Here is a 20,525-nt window from a genome sequence, read left to right as displayed (position 1 = left end):
TGCCGTTTCTCCAGGCCCTGGCACTGGTTAGCCTGCGCGCAGACTAACAAAAACCCGGAGCACCACAATGAAACCCTTTGCTCGCCTGCTCGTCGCCAGCGCCATCACCTGTGCCTCATTGGAAACAATGGCGGCCGTCGACCTGATTCTGCACAACGCCAAGGTGTACACCGCCGACCCCGGCCAACCGCTGCAACAGGCCATCGCGGTGGAACACGGCAAGGTGCTGATGGTGGGCAGCAATGCGCAGGTGCTGGCGCTCAAGCAGCCGGGCACGCAGGTGATTGATCTGGGCGGCAAGGTGCTGATGCCGGGCTTTATCGACTCCCACGCCCACGTGGTGAAAGGCGGCTTGCAGATGCGCCAAGCCAACCTGGATAACCAGGACGTGCCCCTTAACGAACTCGAGCAGCGTCTGCGCCAGTGGCGCGACAACGGCAAGGCGCGGCTCGGTGCATTTCTCAGCGTGGGCGGCGTGCCCAGTGGCTATTGGAACCAGATCGCCGAGCTGGAACAGCGCTTCAATCAAGGCCAATGGGCGACCACCCCCATCCTGCTGGTCGGCGGCGATTACCACACCGGCTGGGCCAACCGCGCCATGCTGGCAAAAGCCGGTCTCGACGCCGCGCGCGTAAAAGCCCTGCAGGGCGAAGAACGCGCCACCATCGGCCATCATGACGACGGCCAGCCCAATGGTTTTCTTGTGGACGCCGGCTTGTACGCCGCGCAGGAGTTGCTGCCGCTGGCCAGCGATGAAGAACTGCTCGCCGCCGCCACAGGCGCCCAACAGCACTACCACGAGCTAGGCATTACCAGTTGGATGGAGCCGCTGGCCAACGAAAACCCTGGCGGCGCCATCCATAACGATTCGCTCGGCGTACTGCCGGCTTACAAAGCCCTTGCCGAGCAAGGCCAACTCAAGGCCCACGTGGCAGCCCTGCTGATGGCCGATTCCAACGCCACCCCGGCCGACCTCGACGAGCTGGACAAGGTCCGCCAGCAGTTCCAGCACATCCCCAACCTCACCCTGCCCGGCATCAAAGTGTTTGCCGATGGGGTGGCCGAGCACCCGGCGCAAAGCGCGGCGCTGCTGCAGCCGTACAAAAACTCCGGCAAGAACGGTGAACTGCTTTTTGACCCCCAAGGCTTTGCCAAACTGGTGGACGCCGCCGATGCCCGCGGCTGGCTGGTGCATGTGCATGCCATTGGCGATCGTGCCGTGCGTGAGTCGCTGAATGCCGTGGCGTTTGCCCGCAGCCATCGACAAAGCGGCATCGCCCATTCCATCACGCACCTGCAGCTGGTGAACCCCAAGGACTTCGAGCGCTTCAAAGCCCTCAACGTGATCGCCTCCATGCAGTTGTACTGGGCCGCTGCCGACGAACTGAGCGTGGACCTGGTGAAACCCTACATCGCCGCCATGGCCTACCAATTCATGTATCCGGCGCGTTCGTTGCTTAAGCATGGCGCCACCCTTGCCGGTGCCAGTGACTGGCCGATCACCACTGCCAACCCGTGGCAGGCGATTTACCAGGCGGTGAGCCGCAAGGGCCCCAAGGGCGTGCTGAATGCTGGCGAGGCCATCGACCGTGAGGTGATGTTCCAGGCCTACACGCTGAACGCGGCCAAGGTGCTGCGTCTGGAGGAACAAATCGGCTCACTGAAACCGGGCAAGCAGGCCGACCTGATTGTGCTCGACCGCGATGTGTTCAGCGTGCCGGAACACGACCTGCGCGACACCCGCGTGCTCTATACCTATTTCGCAGGCAAGCCGGTGTTTGCCCGCAGCGCCACCACAGGAAACCCGCAGTGAAACTTTCTACCTTCATCACCGACACCACCAACCCACAGCAGCGCGGCCAGCAGATTGGCCAACGCTGGGCCACGTCGATACAGCGTACCTGCGCGTTGTACCTGGACTTTTTCAATCAAGTGGATATCGACCCGCGGCGCGTGCAGCCCTTGGCCGAAGCCAGCCTGAGCGCCCTGCAAGGCTGGGCACCGGACCTGGCTGCCGAACTGGAAGCCACCGCTATCGGCGCTGGAGTGCCGCTGTGGCAACTCGCGGCGCTCAATGCCCGCACCGAAATCCTCGCCACCATGCCGGCGGCCAAGGGCGAATGCTCCACCGCCGTCTTTGCCCCGGCTGGCAGCGAGGCGCCTCGCACGGTGCAAACCTGGGACTGGCACGATGCACTGGTGCTCGAAGGCTTGTTGTTGCAGCTGAACAGTGCCAACGGCATGCAGGTAAAGCTGTTCACCGAGTTCGGCATGCTCGGCAAGATCGGCGTGAACAGCGCTGGCGTCGGCCTGCATTTCAATATCCTGCACCACGCCAGCGACAACGCCAGCGGCGGTGTGCCAGTGCACGCCATTGCCCGCTGCGTGCTGGAAGAAGCGCGCAGCGTGGGCGAAGCCATCGCCCTGGCCCGTTCGGCACGGGTGAGCGCCTCCACGGTGCTTACGGTGTTTTCGCGCACCGATACCGCGCCGCGAGCGGTCTGTATCGAACTGTCCCCAGCGGCGACCGCCGTGGTATTACCGGGCGGTGACGGCTGGCTGACCCACACCAACCATTTTCTCGACCCCGCACTTAGCCAAGGCGAACGCTCGGCCGATCTGGCCGACACCCACGCACGCCTGGCTCACGTTAACCATGCACGGGCCAGCATGGCCGTTGACGATCTGCGTGAACGGGCAACAGCCATGTGCGGCGCCGCTGGCGAACAGGCGCCGATCTGCTTCCACCCGGACCTCACCCAGGCGCCGACAGAACGCTGGGAAACACTGCTCACCGTCGGCATCGACACCGTCACCAGCGAGCTGCTTTACCACGCTGGCACTCCCATGGCTCTGGCCAGCCAGGGCTACCAGCGCTTCTGATTTCCGGACTACCTCAATCTCCTGCCAGGGGCGTCAATTGGCCTGCCCCTTGGCCCCGTACATTCCAAAAACAATATGGGCAGGCGTTATGACTAACCACTTACCTCCTTCGGCGCTGCGCACGTTCTTTGTGTCCGGCATGGGCACTGCATTGGAGTTTTATGACTTCGTGATTTATGGCGTGGCTGCTGCGCTGGTATTTCCCCAGGTGTTTTTCCCCGACCTGGACCGGCTGACCGCCACCCTGTTGGCCTTCGCCGCGTTTGGTGCTGGCTTCTTCGCCCGGCCATTGGGCGGCATGGTGTTTGGCCACTTCGGCGACAAACTCGGCCGCGAAAAAATGCTGGTCATCACCTTGCTGCTGATGGGCATGAGCACCCTGCTTATTGGTTGCCTGCCCAGCCACGCCAGCATCGGTGCGGCTGCGCCGGTATTGTTGGTGCTGCTGCGCCTGGTGCAAGGCTTCGCCGCCGGCGGCGAATGGGGCGGCGCGGCCTTGTTTGGCATCGAATCGGCGCCGGCCGGCAAGCGGGGGTTGTGGGGCAGTTTTACCAGTATGGGCATTGGTATAGGCGGTATTTTCGGCTCATTGGCCTTTGCCGTGGTGGGTTTGGCCTATGACGACAACCTCGTCGACTTCGCCTGGCGCATTCCGTTCTGGCTCGGCGGTGTGCTGGTACTTGTTGGGCTCTACGTGCGCGTGCAAAACAACGCGCAACGGCCCCTGTCAAAGAACCAGACCGTGCGCCTGCCGCTGCTCGCGGCAATAAGGTTGCGGCCGCGGCAAATGCTGCTGTGCACCGGCATTGCCTTTGGTTACGTAACCATCGCCTATATCGGCAGCACCTTCTTCCTCGCCTATGCCACCCAGCTCGGCTACGCCAGCACCCAGGCGCTGCTATTCGATATCAGCCTGTCGGTGGCCATCGTGATCAGCGCGCCGTTGTTCGCCACCCTTTCCGACCGCGTTGGCCGGCGCCGGGTGATGATTGCCGGGGCGATCTTTATGGCGGCAGGGTTCTTCGCCTTTTTCGCCTTGGTGGGCCAGCACAGCCTGCCACTGGCCTGCTCCGGTTATGTGCTGGTGGGCGCGTTGATGGGCGCGACGCAAGGGCCGATACCGGCGTTTTTGGCTGAGCAGTTTCCGCAGCATATGCGTTACTCGGGGATGTCCGCGGCCTACCAGATTGGCGCGGCGCTGGGGGGTGGCACAGCGTCGAGCGCCGCCACGGCCATTCTTATTGCCAGCGGCAATAATCCGCTGGGAGTGGCGGTATATGGCAGTGTGGCGCTGGCGATTGTGGCGCTGTGCTCTTATGGGCTTCGCGAGACGGCGCATATGTCGTTGGCGGAGTTGGATGGCAGTAATTAAGGTCGGCGTTTGTCACTCAAGTCTGGGTCCCTGCCTTCGCAGGGACGACGGAGGTTTTTTCATCGCTCACCGTCATCCCCGCGCAGGCGGGGATGCAGAATCCTGAAGCAAACCCTGCCCTCCAATCCACCAGTTGATGGACCGAGTCAGCGTACGCGTCGTTGGCCAAGTGGAACGCCAGTTTCTAATGCCTGCGTCCGCCACGAAAGTCTGGGTCCCTGCCTTCGCAGGGACGACGGAGGTTTTTTCATCGCTCACCGTCATTCCGCGCAGGCGGGGATGCAGAATCCTGAAGCAAACCCCGCCCTCCAATCCACCCGCGTCCGCCACGAAAGTCTGGGTCCCTGCCTTCGCAGGGACGACGGAGGTTTTTTCATCGCTCACCGTCATTCCGCGCAGGCGGGGATGCAGAATCCTGAAGCAAACCCTGCCCTCCAATCCACCCGCGTCCGCCACGAAAGTCTGGGTCCCTGCCTTCGCAGGGACGACGGAGGTTTTTCATCGTTCACCGTCATCCCCGCGTAGGCGGGGATCCAGAGTCCCGAAGCAAAGCCCAGCGCTCCAAAACCACCGCCCGCTCGCGATAGGTAATAATGCGCCCCACGCATCCCCTGCCAGAGTCGCCCTCCCATGTTCGAAATCCAGCCGCAAAACCCCGAAACCTACCGCCAGCAAACCCGCCGCAGCACCCTGGTCATTGCCGTGATCTTTATCGCCCTGGCCATGCTGCTTTCCAGCCTGGCGGTGATGCTGTTCGGCACCCCGGGCGGCGATAACTTCCGTTGGAATGCCGGCGGCGTGGCGCTGGCCGTGGTGGTGCTGGCGGCCCTGTTCAAACTCAAGCTGTGGTCGCAACCCTGGATGAGCGCGGCGGTATACGGCTGGCAACTCAAACGCGCGCTGATGAGCATCACCAATGTGATGCACCAGGTCGAGGCCGGGGTAAAAGCCCGGCAGCCCGAGGCCATGAAGCTGCTGCGTTTCTATCACCAGGGCATCACCCAGATGTACCAACTGGATGCCAACACCAGCTCTCTGAGCCAGATGACGCACGAAATTGATGCCCATAAAGAGGCGATGCTGGCCGAGGGCCTGGAAACCGACCAGTCACGCCTTCACCCTCAGTGGTTGGTAGCGGTAAAGGCGCTGCCGAGGGCAAAATAAGCCGCTTGTCTTGGCGTTAAAAATTTCTGAAACCATTTTTCGCACCCACAGCTCTCATCAGGTGCCAAGCCGTATTGCCAGCCCATTTAACGGGGCTTGGCCTGAAAGGACGCAGTATGACCACCCTCGCCCCCGACTCGCTGACCGCCGCCGTAGAGCGCTGCGCTGACGAACCGATCCATATCCCTGGCGGCATTCAGCCCCACGGCTTTCTGATCGTGGCGGGCGAGGCTGACCTCAAGGTGCAACAGGTCAGTGCCAACGTGCGCGACTGGCTGGGCCTTGAACCCGAGGGTCTGCTGGGCCTGGCACTCACGGAGCTGATTGGCGAACCCGAGTTGCCGGCACGGCTGGCCGGCTTGTCTGCTGAAGACCCCAATCCCTTCCATCTCGGCGACGTGCGTTTTACCCAGGGCAGCGCCGAGCAGGTATTTGCCCTGATGGGCCATCGCCACGACCAGCAACTGATTCTCGAATTCGAGCGTGCCAGTAACCCTGGCGAGGCGTACGGCATTCTCTATCCGCTGATGCGCACCTTTGTTGCCGAGTTGCACGCAGCCAAAGACTTGCAGGCCATCTGCGAACTGGCCGTGAACGAGCTCAGCCGCATTACCGGCTTTGGCCGAGTGAAAGCCTACCGTTTCGATGATGCCGGCAACGGCGATGTGCTGGCTGAACATGCCGAGCCCGGCTACGCCAGTTACCTGGGTCATCAGTTCCCCGCCTCGGATATTCCGGCCCAGGCCCGCGCCCTGTATTGCAAAAACCTGATTCGCCTGATTCCCGATGCCAACTACGTGCCTGCGCCATTGGTGCCAGTGCTCAACCCGGTGAGCCAGCAGCCGCTGGACCTGGGCTTTGCCTCGCTGCGCAGTGTGTCGCCGGTGCACCTGCACTACATGCGTAATATGGGCACGCTGGCTTCGATGTCAGTGTCCATTGTGGTACGCGACCGGCTCTGGGGCTTGATTTCCTGCCACGACCACCAGCCCCGTCACCTCAGTCACAAAACCCGCACCACCTGCGAGTTGCTGGCACGCATTCTGGCCCTGCAGATCGATGCCACCGAGGCCGGGTTGCAAGCGCAGCGCAAGCTGGAGCTGCGTCACCTCACTGTGCGCCTGCTGGCCGGCATGGCCGACTACGACAGCGTGACCGAAGGTTTTAAAAACCTGCCCGAGGTGGTGCTGGCCTTTGCCCAGGCTCAGGGCGCCGCCGTGGTGACCGCCGACACCTGCGTGCGGGTCGGCGATGCGCCCGAAGATGCCCAGGTGCTGGAACTGGCCAATTGGCTCGGCAACCAGACTAACGGCCCGCTTTTTACCAGCGACAACCTCAGCCGCGACGTGCCCCACCTGCCGGAACTCGCCGCCCACAGCGCCGGCGTAATGGCGGTGTCGATTTCCAAACTGCATGCCCACTACCTCATCTGGTTCCGTCATGAGCGGGTTAAAACCGTGAACTGGGCCGGCCAGCCGAAAAAAGAACTCGACCAGGTCAGCGGCGCTCTGTCGCCGCGCAACAGTTTTGACACTTGGCGCGAAGTGGTCCGCGGCCACAGCGCGCCGTGGGACACCGCCGAATGTGAAGGCGCGCTGGAGCTGCGCAACGCGGTGCTCGGTATCGTGCTGCGCAAGGCCGAGGAGATGGCGCAACTGGCGGGCGAGCTGCGCGAGAGCAATAAAGAGCTCGAATCGTTTTCCTACAGCGTTTCCCACGATTTGCGCGCCCCGCTGCGCCATATCGCCGGCTACACCGAATTACTCGGCGAACTGGAAGGCCAACAACTGAGCGAGCGCGGCAAGCGATTCCTGATGAACATCAGTGAGGCCGCACGGTTTGCCGGCGTGCTGGTGGATAATTTGCTGAGCTTTTCGCAGATGGGGCGCGCGGCGCTGCATGTGTCCGATGTCGACCTCGGCGCGCTGGTGGCCTCCATCCGCGAAGAAATGCGCCCGGACTACGATCAGCGCGACGTCGAATGGCGCGTGGCGCCACTGCCAGTTGTGGTGGCGGATGCCTCGTTTATTCATTTGGTGCTGCGCAACCTGGTCAGCAACGCGCTCAAATACACCAGCCGCCGCGAACACGCCATTATCGAAATGGGCGCGCACCAGGATGCCGACGAAACCGTCTTTTTTGTTCGCGACAACGGCGTAGGCTTCGACATGCAGTACGCCAGCAAACTGTTCGGCGTTTTCCAACGCCTGCACCGCATGGAAGAGTTCGAAGGCACCGGCATTGGCCTGGCCACTGTGCGACGCATAATCGAACGCCATGGCGGCCGGGTATGGGCCGATGGTCGGATCGACCAGGGCGCTACGTTTTTCTTCGCCCTACCCCGTTTGACATACACCACTCCACTTGAAGACCGGAACACCTAAATGCTCAAACCCATCCTTCTCGTTGAAGACAACCCCAACGACCTGGAACTGACCCTGGTGGCGCTTGAGCGCAGCCAACTGGCCAACGACGTCGTGATCAAACGCGACGGCGCCGAGGCCCTGGATTACCTGCTGCGCCGTGGCGAGCACGCCGACCGCGCCGATGGCAACCCGGCCGTGCTGCTGCTGGATTTGAAACTGCCGAAAGTCGACGGCCTGGAAGTACTCAAGACCGTGCGCGAAACCCCGGCACTGCGCAGCATTCCGGTGGTGATGCTGACCTCCTCGCGCGAGGAACCCGACCTTACACGCGCCTATGAAATGGGCGTGAACGCCTACGTGGTCAAGCCAGTCGAATTCAAGGACTTCGTCGCCGCCATTTCTGATCTCGGCATCTTCTGGGCCGTACTCAATGAGCCGCCACCTGGCTCGCTGCGCCTCAAACGCACGCGCAAAAACGACGACACGCACGACTGACAGACTCGCCGACAGGAAGGTTAATGCCCGCGTCAAATCACATCAGCCTGCTGCTTATCGAGGACAGCCCGCACGATGCCGAGCTCGCCCAACTGGCGCTGGAGCGCGCCGGTTACCAGCTCGATGTCGAATTGGTCTACGACCACTACGGCGTGGTGGAAGCCCTGCAACGGCGCGAGTTCGACCTGATACTGGCCGACTTCGTGCTGCCGGGTTTCTCGGGCGGTCTGGCCTTGCAGGAAGCGCAACGCCTGGCGCCGAAAACCCCGTTTATCTTTCTGTCCGGCATCTACGGCGAAGAAAACGCCGTCAATATGATGCGTGCCGGCGCCGTTGATTATGTACTCAAGCAAAACCTGTCGCTGCTGCCCAAAGCGGTCAACCGGGCCATGGCCGAAGTCAACGAGCGGCGCCGTCGCCAGCAAGCCGAGCAGGCCCTGCAGGAAATCGGCGCGCGCGCGCGTCTGGCCGTGGAAGCGGCGGGCCTGGGCATGTGGGACTACGAGCCGGCGAGCGGCCAACTGCGCTGCGACCAACGCTACCGCGCCATGTGCGGCCTGGACGGCGATGAAGCCCTGGACATGAGCGTGTTCGAGCGCCTCTGCCACCGCGACGACTTGCCTGTACTGCGCGCCAGCATCGAAGCCGTCACCCACGACCCCAGCCACCCCGATTTCGCCACGCCTTACCGCATCACCTTGCCCGACGGTCGTGAACGTTGGCTGGAAATGCGCGGCCAGGCGTTTTTCGACCAGGGCCGTTGCACCCGGTTTGTCGGCGTGGTGATGGACATTACCGAGCAACGCGCCGCCACCGAAGCGTTGAAACAGATGAACGAAACCCTGGGCGAGCGCGTACAGGAACGCACGCGCGAGCGCGACCGCACCTGGGAGTTGTCGCGCGACTTGCTCGCCGTCACCGGTTTCGATTCCACCACCCTGGCCGTAAACCCGGCGTGGTACAGCATTCTTGGCTGGAAACAGGACGACCTGCTCGGCCTGCCGCTGGTTGCCATCACCCACCCCGACGATGTGCGCAGCAGCCGCGTGGCCATGGCCACTGTGCGCCGCGGCCAGGTAGCCGACCGTTTCGTCAACCGCCTGCGCCACCGTGATGGCAGCTACCGCTGGATCGCCTGGAGCGCCGTGCCGGATGCCAGTCGCGCTTACGTGGCCGGCCGCGATATCAGCCAGGAAATCGCCAACATCGACAAACTGGCCGACGCCAACACCGCTTTGCGCAAGCAGATTCAGGAGCGCGAAAACGTCGAAGCCACGCTACGGCAGATGCAGCGCCTTGAAGCCGTGGGCCAACTCACGGCCGGGGTGGCCCACGATTTCAACAACCTGCTGACGGTGATTCTCACCAGCACCATGTTTTTGCAGCGCGACCTGGAACGCGGCAATGTGCCGGCCGAAACCAGCCTGCGGCGGGTAAACCATATCCGCACCGCCGGCGAGCGCGGCGCCACCCTCACCGCCCAACTGCTGGCCTTCGCCCGTCGTCAGCAACTGGCACCCGCGCCGCTGAACCTCAACGAAACCCTCGACAACCTGCACACCCTGCTCAAGAGCACCCTGGGCGGGCGCATCAGCGTGGCCATTCAAGCGCAGGCCGATCTCTGGCACGCGCTGGTCGACCCCACGCAGATCGACATGATCATCCTCAACCTGGCCATCAATGCCCGCGATGCCATGAAAGATGGCGGCCAACTGGTGCTGGCCACTGCCAACGTCAGCATCAGCCAGCCGGCACAAAGCGCCGAAGAGCCGGGCCCCGGCGATTACGTCATGCTCTCGGTGTCCGACACCGGTACCGGCATGAGCGCCGAAGTGCTGCAAAAAGCCTTCGAACCCTTCTTCACCACCAAGGAAGTGGGCAAAGGCTCGGGCCTGGGGTTGGCACAGGTGTTCGGCTTTGCCAAGCAGTCCGGCGGCGGCGCGCGGATATTTACCGAAGTTGGCGTGGGCACCACCGTGCAGGTGTACCTGCCACGTACCGAGCCCAAGCCCGAAAATGGCAGCAACGATACCAGCGACCACGACAACGAACTGCTCAGCGGCGACTACCGCATTCTGCTGGTGGACGATGACGCCGCCGTACGCGACGTAACCGCGCAAATGTTGCAGCGCCTCGGGTTCCAAGTAGTAGAAGCAGACTCCGGCGCCCGTGCCCTGCAACTGCTGGCCACACTGGAAGTGGACCTGCTGCTGGCTGACTTCGCCATGCCCGGCATGAATGGCGGCGAACTGGCGCGGGTGGTGGCGGTGCAGCAGCCGCAACTGCCCATCGTATTTATAAGCGGCTACGCCGAACTTGACTCGGTCGGTCTGGGCGACAGCCCGGTGATTCAAAAACCCTTTACCGAGGAACAGCTGGTGCGCAAACTCCTGCAAGCCCTGCGGGCGGTAGTTCCCAAAGCGGCGCCCAAACATGGATAGCCTGCGCGCACGCTTGCGCCGAATGGGCGCCGACCTGCACCAACAGGTCGACGACGCCTACTCGCAACTGGGCCTGGAAACCGCAGAAGGGTACCGCCATTTTCTCCAAGCCCACGCCGCCGCTCTGTTCAGCCTGGAGCCTTGCCTGGAGCAGAGCGGCGTGGCCGAGCTGCTCGAAGACTGGCCCGAACGCCGTCGCAGCGAGGCCTTGCGCGCCGACTTGCAGGCCATGAACTGCGAGCCTTGCACATCCTTGGCCATGGCGCCGAACGCCAGCGCGGCGTGGTGCTGGGGCGCGTTGTACGTACTGGAAGGCTCACGCCTGGGCGGCAAACTGCTGGCCCGCCAACTGCAAGCCGCTCAACCCGGCGCGCCAATGCGCTACCTCGACCACGCCGCCGACCAAAGCCTGTGGCCACGCTTTTTACAGCGCCTAGAAAGCCAAGCCCAGGGCAGTGACGAAGGCGAATTGAAGCGTGGGGTTGAGGAGGCGTTCGGGGTGTTTATTCGCGCGGCGCAGGGGCAAATGGCTGGGGTTGTTTGACCCAACAAGCTTCGCGACGCCGAGTTCGCCAAGCACGCCAGCTACGCCAAAAAGCATCGCGTTTGATCTACCCGAATTGCTCGAGCATTTCGCTCAATCGGTCGATGGTGAACGGTTTGCGCAGCACCGTGGCACCGCTGCCGACGGCGGCTTGCAGTTGAGCGCTGTCGGAAAAGCCGCTGATAAATATCAGGGGCAAGTCGGGGTGTTTTTCCTTTAGCAGTTTGGCGACTTCAGCACCGTTCAGGTGGGGCATTGCGAAGTCGAGCAGCACGATATCCGGCAGTTGCACGTCTATCAGCTTCAGCCCCGCCAGGCCGCTTTCCGCTTCGCGTACCTGGTGGCCGAGCACTTCCAGCATATCGCTCACCACTCGGCGGACGTCGTGGTCGTCGTCAATCAGCATCACCCGCTTTCCGTTTTGCTGCAGCGCGGGGGGAACGGCAATGGCCAGGTGTTCAGCGTGTTCGCCTTCCTGGGTATAGGGAATGCTAAGAAACACTTGCGTGCCGGCCCCTGGCGCCGATACCAGCTGCACCCAGCCATTGGATTGCTCGACGATGCTTTGCACCTGCGCCAGCCCCAGCCCGGTACCGGCGCCGATACCTTTGGTGGAGAAAAAGGCGTTGAAGGCTTTCAAGCGCACTTCTTCGCTCATGCCCACCCCGGTGTCGGCAATGCACACCTGCATCAGGCCATGGGGCGCGCCCTCAGCCGGCTGCGGGTGATGTTGAGTGGTGATATTCAAGGTGCCGCCGGTGGGCATGGCGTCGCGGGCATTGAGGGCCAGGTTGAGGATGGCCAGCTCAAGCTGTGTGGGGTCGCTAAGCACCAACTGGTCGCTGGGTTCCAGGTTGAGCTTGATGCGCACCGTGGTGCCGATGGTGCGCACCAGCAGATCGGTCATGTCGCGAATCACGGTATTGACGCGCAGCGGTTGCAGTTCCAGCTTCTGCGAGCGGGAAAAGGCCAGCAATTGCGCAGTGAGCTTGGCGCCACGGTCGGCGGCTTTCAGACCCGCTTCGGTCCATTTCACCACTTTTTCAGAGTTGGGCCGGCGGGCGATCAGGTCCAGGCTGCCTTTGATGCCTTGCAGCAGGTTGTTGAAGTCGTGTGCCAGGCCGCCGGTGAGCTGGCCTACCGCTTCCATTTTCTGCGCCTGGCTTAACCGGGCTTCGAGCAGACGCTGTTCGGTGAGGTCGGTCACCACGCCACAGATAATGGGCTCTTCGCTGCTGTCCAGGGCCAGGGCGCGGAAGGACAGGTAGGCGGGAAACAGCTGGTCGTCTTCGGAGCGCAGGTCGAATTCGGCGCGCACCGCTTCCTCGGCGCTGTCGGCCAGGAACTGACGAAAGCGTTCGCGCTCGGCGGTGGCGATAAATTCGCTGAAATCGCGGGCCACCACACGCTCCAGTGGCCGGTGCACGATTTCACCCAGGCGCTCGTTGCCGTAGAGCACAAAACCGTCGAGCGACAAGGTAACGGCGCCCTCCTGCATCTGCTCGATCAGCGTGCGGTAAGGGCGGTCGGCGCTTTCCAGGGTGTAGACACTGACGCCCTCCCCGGTTTCGATAAACAGCGCGTCCACCGCGCCGGTGCGAATCGCTTCAAGGGTTTCGTCGGCCTCACGAAGCTTCTCAGTGAGTGCCTGAATATATTGCTCGTCGGTTAATCCGGGTGCGCGTTCGATCATAAGCGGGCCCTCACTCGATACCCAGTGCGCTTCGCAACGTCGCGGTGTCGGACAGGTCTCCGATCAGCAACCGCGTGGGCAAGGGTTTGAGTTTCATCAGTGTGGGCACCGCAATAATTTGCGCATCGCGCGCGGCGCCCGGGTTCTGATAGATGTCGATGACTTCCAGCGTATAGGCGCCGGCCATCTCGCTATCGCACAGGCTGCGCAGGTTCTGTATGGCCCGGGTAGAACGAGTGGTATTGCCGGATACATACAAACGCAGCTCACATATCTCCACTGGGGTGCTTCCACCGTCGGCTGACGGTGTGGATGACTGTTGCGTTTCGGGCGGCAGGTGGCTCAATTGTTTGGCTCTGGGCGAATATCCAGCCCGACCAGTACTTTGTCGGTGTTGGATAAATCGCCAATTATTTTCACCAGCGGCGTAGGCAGGTGCCGCACCAAGGTCGGTAAGGCGAGTATCTGATCGCCTGCCGCCAGTTGAGGAGTTACGCGCAAATCAATCACTTCAATGCTGTACACCCCAGCGAGGTATTCCTCACAAATGCGCTGCAAATTACGCAGTGCGGTGACGGATTTTGGAGTTTGCCCGGCGATGTATAACCGCAGGGCGTAATGGCCAGGCTGGCCAATGGCACTCGGGTTGATCGGTTGCGCATCGGGGTTGGGCGTATCGGTGACGGTCATTCGGCTACTCCTCGTGCCAGGGCCAATTGCTGACGAATGTCGTCGTCACTTTGCAATTGGCGGCTCTCATCAACGTCCAGCAGCGACTCTTCCTGCTCCTGGGCGTCCAATGCGGCGCGCATTTCGGCGATCTTGCGTTCCAGTTCGTTGCGGTTTTTCTGCTTCTCGCGCTTGCGCTGCTCGATCAGTTGCTTGCGTAGCACGGCTTCACTGCGTTCGCGTGCTTCCTGGTTCAAGCGGGCAGAACCGGTGAGCACGCCGTGGGGGCCGATGTAGGGTGAGACCAACGTGATGCCGCGTTGATCGATGTGGTATTCGCGCACCTGGTTTGAGTGCCCCATGCCACGGGCCTTGAGCACATACAGCAGACGGTTGTATTCGCCGTCAGCCTCGACACTGGACAGCGAAACCCAGGTATCCATCAATGAAGAAATGGCCCGGTCCAGCTCCCCACGAATGGTTTTTGCATCGCTGAGGCTGGTGAACACGGCGGTAATGTTGCGCTGTTTCAACAAGTCGACCAGGCGCAGCAAGGTGGCATGCACTTCCGATTGCGGACCGTGGAAGGCCGAGATCGGGTCGATGATGACGGTGTGCGGTTGGAACTCGGTGATTTCCCGGTACATGCGCGCCAAGTGCACTTCCAGGCCGTAGAGGCTCGGGCGCGCCGACTCCACTCGCAGAAGATCCTGGTCGATATAGCCTTTAAGTTTGAGGCCCACCGAACCGAGGTTGCGCAACAGCTGGCTCTCGGCTTCTTCAAAAGAGAACATCAGGCAGCGCTCGCCACGCTGGCAGGTTGCCTGGACAAAACTGGCGGCAAACGTGGTTTTACCGGTGCCCGCCAACCCCGAGACCAGCACACTGGAACCTCGGTAATAGCCGCCCTTGTCGAGCATGCGGTCGAGGCCAATGATGCCGGTCGGCACAATGTCTTCCAGTGCCTGATGGTCAAGCCCAGCGGCGGTGATGGGCATCACCGTGAGCCCTTGCTCGTCGATAAAGAAGGGGTATTCGTTGGTGCCGTGGGACGAGCCGCGGTACTTGATAACCCGCAGCCGGCGGGTCGTGATCTGGTCGGCCACACGGTTGTCCAGCAGGATCACGCAATCGGACACGTATTCCTCAATGCCAAAGCGGGTCAGCAGGCCTTCGCCGCGCTCGCCTGTCACCACGGCCGTCACGCCGCGTTCTTTCAGCCAGTAGAACAACCGCCGCAATTCGGCGCGCAGCACGGCGGCATCCTTGAAGCTGGAGAAGAGCGCTTCGATGGTGTCGAGCACCACGCGCTTGGCGCCAATGCTGTCGATTGCATAGCCCAGTCGCACAAACAGACCTTCGAGGTCGTACTCGCCGGTCTCTTCGATTTCGCTGCTATCGACATACACGTGGTCAATGGCCAGCAGCTTCTGGTCCACCAGAGCTTGCAGGTTGTAGTCCAGGGAGCCGACGTTTTCGATCAGGTCCTGGGTGCGTTCTTCAAAGCTCATGAACACGCCGGGCTCACCGTGCTGGGTGGCGCCGTTAACCAGAAAACTCATGCCGAACAGGGTTTTGCCGCAGCCGGCAAAGCCACAAATAAGGGTGGGCCGCCCCTGCGGCAGGCCGCCCAACGTAATTTCGTCGAAACCGGTAATACCGGTGGCCACTTTCTTCAGTGTGGCGGTTTGCGCAGTGGCAGATGGCGTCTCGGCCAATTCAGGTCACCTTTGGCAATATGAGTGATGGTTGCAGCCGTCTGGCTTGCAGCCCCTAAGCTCTGGGACTGCAAGGTTTTGAAAAAGGTCATTTTTTCATAGCGCTTTGATGGCATTGGATAACGACTGGCCAATGCTCGGTCTCCGTTTACAAAGCGCTAATGCCGGTGAAATCGTAAGGATTTTCCAGATCAGTCCGGACGCTTCGTTCGAACCGTCCGGCTGCACTGCGTGGCGTTCGCGAGCTCTACTGCGCCGCACGAATCAAGGACGTATTCCTCCCCTCCCCCTTGGCTCGACGCCGCCAACCTGGCGGCGATTATTTGCGCCCAGCGCCGAGGTTTGCATGCCGAACGAACAAGCCCTTCTTTCCCCTTCATTTCTTATGACATGCCAGCGGCAATGCTCCGCCGCCAGGGAGGTACACGCATGACGCCTGTGCCAATCAGCCCCTGGTTCGACCTCTTACAGCAAGACTGCGCTCACACGCCGGGCACTCAGCTGTTTTTTATCCTTGACCAGGCCTGCTGCCCCGTTCCGCTGTGGCGCAACATCACCAGCGTGATTTCCCCGCAGGCCGTTCACTCGTTGTTTACGGGTTTACCTGAAGCCCACCTGATCGACCTGGCACCCTTGTTGATTGAGGTCGACCTGAACGAGCCCCTGCAGCGGCTTTGGTTCGAAAACCTGCTTACCACGGTGGACCCCCGTTCAGGCGTGCTCGCCCTGCATTCACCCTGGCCTTTTCGCGACCTGTGCCAATTTTTCGGGCACTGCATGGAGGCTCGTTTCGGCGGTGCTGTCGGGCTCTTTCGCTACTACGACCCGCGAATTTTCCCCCCACTGATGCGCGATGTGCTTGAACCCGAACAACGGCAACGGCTACTGCGGCCCGCTATCAGCTGGTGCTGGCTTGACCGCGATGGCATGCCGCAACGCCTGGCAGGTCTGGCCGAGCCGCCAGAGTTCGTGGACAAGCAGGACCCGTTCGAACTTACTGACCCGCAGTTGGAAACCCTGGGCTGCGTGGCTGACGCCACTGCCGCCTTGAGGACGTTCGTCGATGGGGTGCCCGATTGCGAGTCTGAACAGACCTTCCAACGCTGCTACGCCGCCATGCTGGAGGCCACGCGCATAGGGTTGATTGTTGACAGCCAGCGTCAGGCCTTCGCACTGGAGCAACTGAGCAAGGGAGAGCCGGTATGAACGCTGACACTCGGGGATTTGCCGGCGTTGTCGGCGCGGCAGTGGCCTGCGTGCTAAGCGCGTTTTTTTGTAAAACGGCCCAGGCTGGCGCGCTGTATGGCATCAACCATACGCATTGGGCAATCAACCGCTTTAGCGTGGATGGGCAACCGGCCTATGACGTGGTCGGGCCGTATCAGCGCGGGGGCGGCGGATGGGGATATTCGCCGCCGGCGCGGTGGGTGCCGGGGATGACAGTGCGGGTGGATTGGGAGACGGGGGTGGCGTATGCCGATGACAATCCAGGATTCGCCGATTGGCCCAAATACTTGGAGTGGAAAAAGTGGCTGGACGCTCAAAAGCGTCACCTTAGCAAGCTAGTGCCGGTGCCGAACTACACCGGCCAGAAAGTATGCGGCCTGACCGTTCATTTTCTGCCCTGTGATGAACTTCAGGTCACCACGTCCTGCCTCGCCTACGGCAGCTCCGACTACCCGATAAAAACCGCGCTGCACCTGCCGGAGCCAACCTCATGCCCACAGTGACTCGCTCGCCGGTTTGGTATCCGCCGCAGTTTCCTGAGGGAGGCCGCCTGCCCAGGCGTGCCGCACAGGTCGAAAAAAACTATCGGATGCATGACCAAATGAAAGTCGACTACCACGATTCCTTGTGTATCGCGGCGGGCCGGCGCGTATTGAAACCCTGTTGTGAAACCGTGCACGTCAGTTTGTTTTTCGATGGTACCGGCAACAATCTTTTCAACGATCTCTACCGCTCTGCAGTGCCCCACCCCACCAATATTGCCCGGTTGTTTCGCGCCACCATCGGCAATGGCTATGCCGGCGGCGCAGCGGGCGCCAAAGGGCTCACTGACCCACCCGGCACCGGGCTTAACAACTACTTCAAGTACTACATGCCAGGCGTGGGCACGCCCTTTCCGGAAGTTGGTGATCTGGACTACACCGCCACAGGCTTGGCGTTTGCCCGGTACGGCGAAGAGCGGATCAATTGGGGGTTGCTGATGGTGCTGGATGCACTGCGCCAACTGCTGGAGCTGCCAAGGCTGGACGATGCCACGCTGTTGAGATCGGTTAGGGCCATGGGCGAAATAGCAGGTATGCAAGGCCGTACTCGGCGCCGTAACGAATTCAATCGTCAGTTGCATGCCATGGCGGCGCCCCTGCGTATCGCCCTCCGGCAGCCCTCGCAGGGAAGGCCCAAACTCGTGGGCCTTCGCTTGTATGTGTATGGGTTTTCACGCGGTGCCGCCGGGGCCCGGGCGTTTGTGAAGTGGCTGCACGAGTTGCTAAACCATGAAGACCCAACCCAGCCCGCGATTGTGCTCGATGGGCATCGCCTGCCGGTTCAGGTGCAATACCTGGGGCTGCTGGACACCGTGGCTTCCGTGGGGATAGCCGATCCGATACCAGGGGCCGATGGCCATATGAGCTGGGCGGACAACACGCAGCAACTCCCCGGCGGTAACGCTCTAGTCAAACGTTGTTTGCACCTGGTGTCAGCCCATGAGCAGCGATTGTGCTTCCCGTTGGACTCGATTCGCCGTGAAACGGGTGGGTATCCGGTTAACAGTCAGGAAGTGATTTATCCGGGCATGCACTCGGATATTGGCGGAGGGTATCCGCCTGGGGACCAAGGGAAAGCAGTCGGAGAGAGTGATGGACTGCTGCTTTCTCAAATCACCTTGCACGAGTTGTATTCGGACGCTTTTTCTAACGGCGCCCCCTTGAAAGTTCCAAAGGAAGCTATACCGAGTCGCTTAAGTCATGAGCTTTGGAGGACTATGGAGTTTGATATGACGGAATCATTTCGTGTTGCCAAAGCTTTGACGGACCGCTTCAACGCCTGGCGCCACGTAACGCTAGGTCTTCCCAAAGCGCTCGAACCCCTCCCACAAAGCGAAACCGAGCACTACCAACCCATCCTCGCCACCGACACGCTTGAGCAAGCACACAAACACCAACTCGGCTGGCTCACCGCCTGGCGTATCGACCGCTACGCCTTCGCCAGCCTGGAACAAACGCCGTTCTATCGTCGGGCATCCGATACCCACAGCGACCCCATAGCCCTGGCTCAAGCCAGGGAAGCGCGCAAGAACGCGCAGAAAAAGGTCGAGCAGGATCGTAAAAGCTATGCCTACGCGGCGCAGCGCGGGGTTGTCGAACCCAAAGTGCCAGACCCGGGCGTCAAGGATTTCGATCCAGACCTGGGCAAAACCCAACTGCGTGAAGCGGCTCTTGAATTCGGCAAAGATTTTCGCAACGCCAACCATCTGCGTTTTGTTGTCGATCGCCTGATACCCGCCTATATGCCGCCCATTAACGTGTACGAGGTGATCCATGTCGATGCCGGTGTTGAATGCCTGCATATGAAGGCGGCAGGTCGAGCGCGGGTCGGCCAGCTCTTTCCACCACCGTACGGCTTTTACAACCACATAGACGACAACCACCGCGGGCGGGTGGACGAAACGCTTAACGCCAACCAGCCAATAGGCCAGCTCCGCGCCTTGTTCGACGATCAGGTACACGACTCCCGTGCCTGGTTTTTCTACTCGTGGGGGCGCGAGCCTATGGGCAGTTACTTCCGTGAGCGAATGGTGTTTTTTGGCGAACCCAACCGGCGCGAGCTGGCAATAAACGATCAACAGCAGCGGGCATTACTGGCCGCTCACCTGCTGCCAGCACCACCGCCGGTTATGACACCCGAGCGGCTAGCCCAAATACAGGAAGAGTCGGAAGAGCGCTTTCGCCTCTATCGCGCCTCACTGGTGGAGGGTGCAAATGAATCCGCTTAACTGCCGGTGGATCTTCCGGGGTCCGATACGTAAGGGCGCTGTATCGTTATGGGCACTATGCACAGCAGCGCTAATGCTCTCATCAAATCCAGCAACCGCCGGGGCGCTCTATGGCATCAACCATACGCATTGGGCAATCAACCGCTTTAGCGCGGATGGGCAACCAACCTTCGATGTGATCGGCCCCTATCAACGTGGCGGCGGTGGATGGGGCTTCTCCGCGCCGACACGCTGGACGCCGGGGATGACTGTACGAGTGGATTGGGAAACGGGTGTGGCTTACCCAGATGGCTTTCCAGGTTATGCAGATGACGCCAAGTACGAGACGTGGGCAAAAAAGATTCGCATGCAAAAACGCCAACTTTCCAAACAAGTCTCCCTCCCCGACTACACCCACCAGAAAACCTGCGGCCTGACCGTGCATTTTCTGCCCTGCGACGACATCCAGGTCACCACCTCCTGCTACGCCTACGGGCACCCCGACTACCCCATCAAAACCCCGCTGCATTTGCCGGAGCCCACTGTCTGCCCCGGCACCGCCTCGCGCTGATTGCAAAAAAACACATGCAGATTGCATGCAGCACACAAGGCCACCATGCAGTTTGCAAATGCCACTCTGATATCAAACAAACGTAAATTATTGATTTACATAACATTATCACCAGAACAAAATCTGGCACGTCGGCTGCTCTGTTGTTTGCATCTCAAAAAACAAAATGGAGCGAAAGACCATGCAACTGGCGATCAACTATCTGTTTCAATCCTTCCCCGATCAGGAAGTAGCCGTTACTCCACGCCCGGACGGCACGCTGGTGTTGCGCCTGCAATGCGGTGAGCAACAGATCACCAAGGTGATCGCCAGTGAAGCGGTATTCAGCGAAGTGAAAATCAAGGATGTGGTGCGCGATATACAGCGCGATATGAAGCTGGCCTCGGGCGAGCTCTGCTGGAAAGGCGCCGGCGCGCAGTGGGTGTGGCAACGCCTGCCCACGTATGAAGGCCCGATTCATGTCACCAAAGCCAAGCGTCTTTCCCAGCGTCCGCTGGCGCATATGCGCCCGCATCTGAACGCTGCCATGTCGGCTTGAGCCTAACGCTCGACATCCCCGGTTTACCCTCCCAGCGACAAACTTGCCCGGCGCTTTGGCGCCGGGATTTTTTTGGCTGGCCGCCCCCTCGTTGG

Annotated in this window: 17 protein-coding genes; 13 read left to right on the top strand and 4 right to left on the bottom strand. The window is 61.2% G+C overall.

Translation table 11 applies throughout. The features are described 5' to 3' along the window. Nucleotides 1-67 precede the first annotated feature (67 nt). From PKE98_RS16845 to PKE98_RS16810, 8 genes are all read left to right on the top strand, one after another. Nucleotides 68-1,813: an amidohydrolase gene (locus tag PKE98_RS16845; protein ID WP_271196485.1), complete on the top strand. Its 1,746-nt coding sequence runs from the start codon at nt 68-70 to the stop codon at nt 1,811-1,813. After that, the gene (locus PKE98_RS16840) at nt 1,810-2,883 is read left to right on the top strand and encodes a C45 family autoproteolytic acyltransferase/hydrolase (protein WP_271196484.1); all 1,074 of its coding nucleotides are present in this window, start codon (nt 1,810-1,812) and stop codon (nt 2,881-2,883) included. The genes PKE98_RS16845 and PKE98_RS16840 overlap by 4 nt, the downstream gene beginning before the upstream one ends. Before the next feature lie 88 nt (nt 2,884-2,971). Continuing rightward, entirely contained in the window at nt 2,972-4,255 is a 1,284-nt protein-coding gene (locus tag PKE98_RS16835) for an MFS transporter (RefSeq protein ID WP_271196483.1), read from the top strand. A 630-nt stretch (nt 4,256-4,885) separates the two neighbouring features. Continuing rightward, the gene (locus PKE98_RS16830) at nt 4,886-5,419 is read left to right on the top strand and encodes a DUF3087 family protein (RefSeq protein ID WP_271196482.1); all 534 of its coding nucleotides are present in this window, start codon (nt 4,886-4,888) and stop codon (nt 5,417-5,419) included. A 116-nt stretch (nt 5,420-5,535) separates the two neighbouring features. Beyond that, entirely contained in the window at nt 5,536-7,803 is a 2,268-nt protein-coding gene (locus tag PKE98_RS16825) for an ATP-binding protein (protein WP_271196481.1), read from the top strand. Continuing rightward, complete coding sequence (locus PKE98_RS16820; RefSeq protein ID WP_271196480.1) at nt 7,804-8,280, top strand: response regulator; 477 nt, start codon at nt 7,804-7,806, stop codon at nt 8,278-8,280. It abuts the gene before it with no gap. Between the two features lie 23 nt (nt 8,281-8,303). Then, nucleotides 8,304-10,721, top strand: a complete 2,418-nt coding sequence (locus PKE98_RS16815; protein ID WP_271196479.1) for a response regulator — start codon at nt 8,304-8,306, stop codon at nt 10,719-10,721. Beyond that, nucleotides 10,714-11,265, top strand: a complete 552-nt coding sequence (locus PKE98_RS16810; RefSeq protein ID WP_271196478.1) for a biliverdin-producing heme oxygenase — start codon at nt 10,714-10,716, stop codon at nt 11,263-11,265. The genes PKE98_RS16815 and PKE98_RS16810 overlap by 8 nt, the downstream gene beginning before the upstream one ends. A 67-nt stretch (nt 11,266-11,332) precedes the next feature. Here the strand turns inward: PKE98_RS16810 and PKE98_RS16805 are convergent, their stop codons facing one another. Genes PKE98_RS16805 through kaiC form a run of 4 tightly spaced genes read right to left on the bottom strand, consistent with a single transcriptional unit; the run spans nt 11,333 to nt 15,345 of the window. Next, nucleotides 11,333-12,958, bottom strand: a complete 1,626-nt coding sequence (locus PKE98_RS16805) for a response regulator (protein WP_271196477.1) — start codon at nt 12,956-12,958, stop codon at nt 11,333-11,335. Between the two features lie 10 nt (nt 12,959-12,968). After that, a complete protein-coding gene (locus tag PKE98_RS16800) occupies nt 12,969-13,304 on the bottom strand; it encodes a circadian clock KaiB family protein (protein ID WP_271196476.1) in 336 nt (111 codons plus the stop codon). Then, a complete protein-coding gene (locus tag PKE98_RS16795; RefSeq protein ID WP_271196475.1) occupies nt 13,301-13,648 on the bottom strand; it encodes a circadian clock KaiB family protein in 348 nt (115 codons plus the stop codon). Before PKE98_RS16795 ends, PKE98_RS16800 begins: the two co-directional genes overlap by 4 nt. Continuing rightward, nucleotides 13,645-15,345, bottom strand: a complete 1,701-nt coding sequence (kaiC, locus tag PKE98_RS16790; RefSeq protein ID WP_271196474.1) for a circadian clock protein KaiC — start codon at nt 15,343-15,345, stop codon at nt 13,645-13,647. The genes PKE98_RS16795 and kaiC overlap by 4 nt, the downstream gene beginning before the upstream one ends. Before the next feature lie 429 nt (nt 15,346-15,774). Between kaiC and tla1 the strand changes: the two genes are divergently transcribed. The 5 genes from tla1 (at nt 15,775) to PKE98_RS16765 (ending at nt 20,430) form a co-directional block, all read left to right on the top strand. Next, entirely contained in the window at nt 15,775-16,551 is a 777-nt protein-coding gene (gene tla1 / locus PKE98_RS16785) for a toxin Tle1 chaperone Tla1 (RefSeq protein ID WP_271196473.1), read from the top strand. Then, complete coding sequence (tli1a, locus tag PKE98_RS16780) at nt 16,548-17,075, top strand: Tli1a family immunity protein (protein ID WP_271196472.1); 528 nt, start codon at nt 16,548-16,550, stop codon at nt 17,073-17,075. Before tla1 ends, tli1a (PKE98_RS16780) begins: the two co-directional genes overlap by 4 nt. Beyond that, nucleotides 17,063-19,342, top strand: coding sequence for a T6SS phospholipase effector Tle1-like catalytic domain-containing protein (locus PKE98_RS16775; protein WP_271196471.1), 2,280 nt, complete (start codon nt 17,063-17,065; stop codon nt 19,340-19,342). Before tli1a (PKE98_RS16780) ends, PKE98_RS16775 begins: the two co-directional genes overlap by 13 nt. Beyond that, on the top strand, nt 19,329-19,892 hold the full coding sequence (gene tli1a / locus PKE98_RS16770; protein ID WP_373877878.1) for a Tli1a family immunity protein: 564 nt from the start codon (nt 19,329-19,331) through the stop codon (nt 19,890-19,892). Before PKE98_RS16775 ends, tli1a (PKE98_RS16770) begins: the two co-directional genes overlap by 14 nt. A gap of 181 nt (nt 19,893-20,073) precedes the next feature. After that, nucleotides 20,074-20,430 (top strand): hypothetical protein, encoded by a 357-nt coding sequence (locus PKE98_RS16765; protein WP_271196470.1) that lies wholly within the window; start codon nt 20,074-20,076, stop codon nt 20,428-20,430. The last annotated feature ends 95 nt before the right edge of the window (nt 20,431-20,525 follow it).

It is taken from the genome of Pseudomonas turukhanskensis (genome assembly GCF_027922365.1).
Lineage (GTDB): Bacteria > Pseudomonadota > Gammaproteobacteria > Pseudomonadales > Pseudomonadaceae > Aquipseudomonas > Aquipseudomonas turukhanskensis.
The sequence above is the reverse complement of the archived record's forward strand: the minus strand, read 5'-3'. Positions and strand labels throughout refer to the sequence as shown.

Excerpts from the sequence above, each read along its gene's own strand:
- PKE98_RS16845 (WP_271196485.1), top strand. The coding sequence starts at position 68 with ATGAAACCCTTTGCTCGCCTGCTCGTCGCCAGCGCCATCACCTGTGCC.
- PKE98_RS16835 (WP_271196483.1), top strand. The coding sequence starts at position 2,972 with ATGACTAACCACTTACCTCCTTCGGCGCTGCGCACGTTCTTTGTGTCC.
- PKE98_RS16830 (WP_271196482.1), top strand. The coding sequence starts at position 4,886 with ATGTTCGAAATCCAGCCGCAAAACCCCGAAACCTACCGCCAGCAAACC.
- PKE98_RS16825 (WP_271196481.1), top strand. The coding sequence starts at position 5,536 with ATGACCACCCTCGCCCCCGACTCGCTGACCGCCGCCGTAGAGCGCTGC.
- PKE98_RS16820 (WP_271196480.1), top strand. The coding sequence starts at position 7,804 with ATGCTCAAACCCATCCTTCTCGTTGAAGACAACCCCAACGACCTGGAA.
- PKE98_RS16815 (WP_271196479.1), top strand. The coding sequence starts at position 8,304 with ATGCCCGCGTCAAATCACATCAGCCTGCTGCTTATCGAGGACAGCCCG.
- PKE98_RS16810 (WP_271196478.1), top strand. The coding sequence starts at position 10,714 with ATGGATAGCCTGCGCGCACGCTTGCGCCGAATGGGCGCCGACCTGCAC.
- PKE98_RS16805 (WP_271196477.1), bottom strand. The coding sequence starts at position 12,958 with ATGATCGAACGCGCACCCGGATTAACCGACGAGCAATATATTCAGGCA.
- PKE98_RS16795 (WP_271196475.1), bottom strand. The coding sequence starts at position 13,648 with ATGACCGTCACCGATACGCCCAACCCCGATGCGCAACCGATCAACCCG.
- tla1 (WP_271196473.1), top strand. The coding sequence starts at position 15,775 with ATGACGCCTGTGCCAATCAGCCCCTGGTTCGACCTCTTACAGCAAGAC.
- tli1a (WP_271196472.1), top strand. The coding sequence starts at position 16,548 with ATGAACGCTGACACTCGGGGATTTGCCGGCGTTGTCGGCGCGGCAGTG.
- PKE98_RS16775 (WP_271196471.1), top strand. The coding sequence starts at position 17,063 with ATGCCCACAGTGACTCGCTCGCCGGTTTGGTATCCGCCGCAGTTTCCT.
- tli1a (WP_373877878.1), top strand. The coding sequence starts at position 19,329 with ATGAATCCGCTTAACTGCCGGTGGATCTTCCGGGGTCCGATACGTAAG.
- PKE98_RS16765 (WP_271196470.1), top strand. The coding sequence starts at position 20,074 with ATGCAACTGGCGATCAACTATCTGTTTCAATCCTTCCCCGATCAGGAA.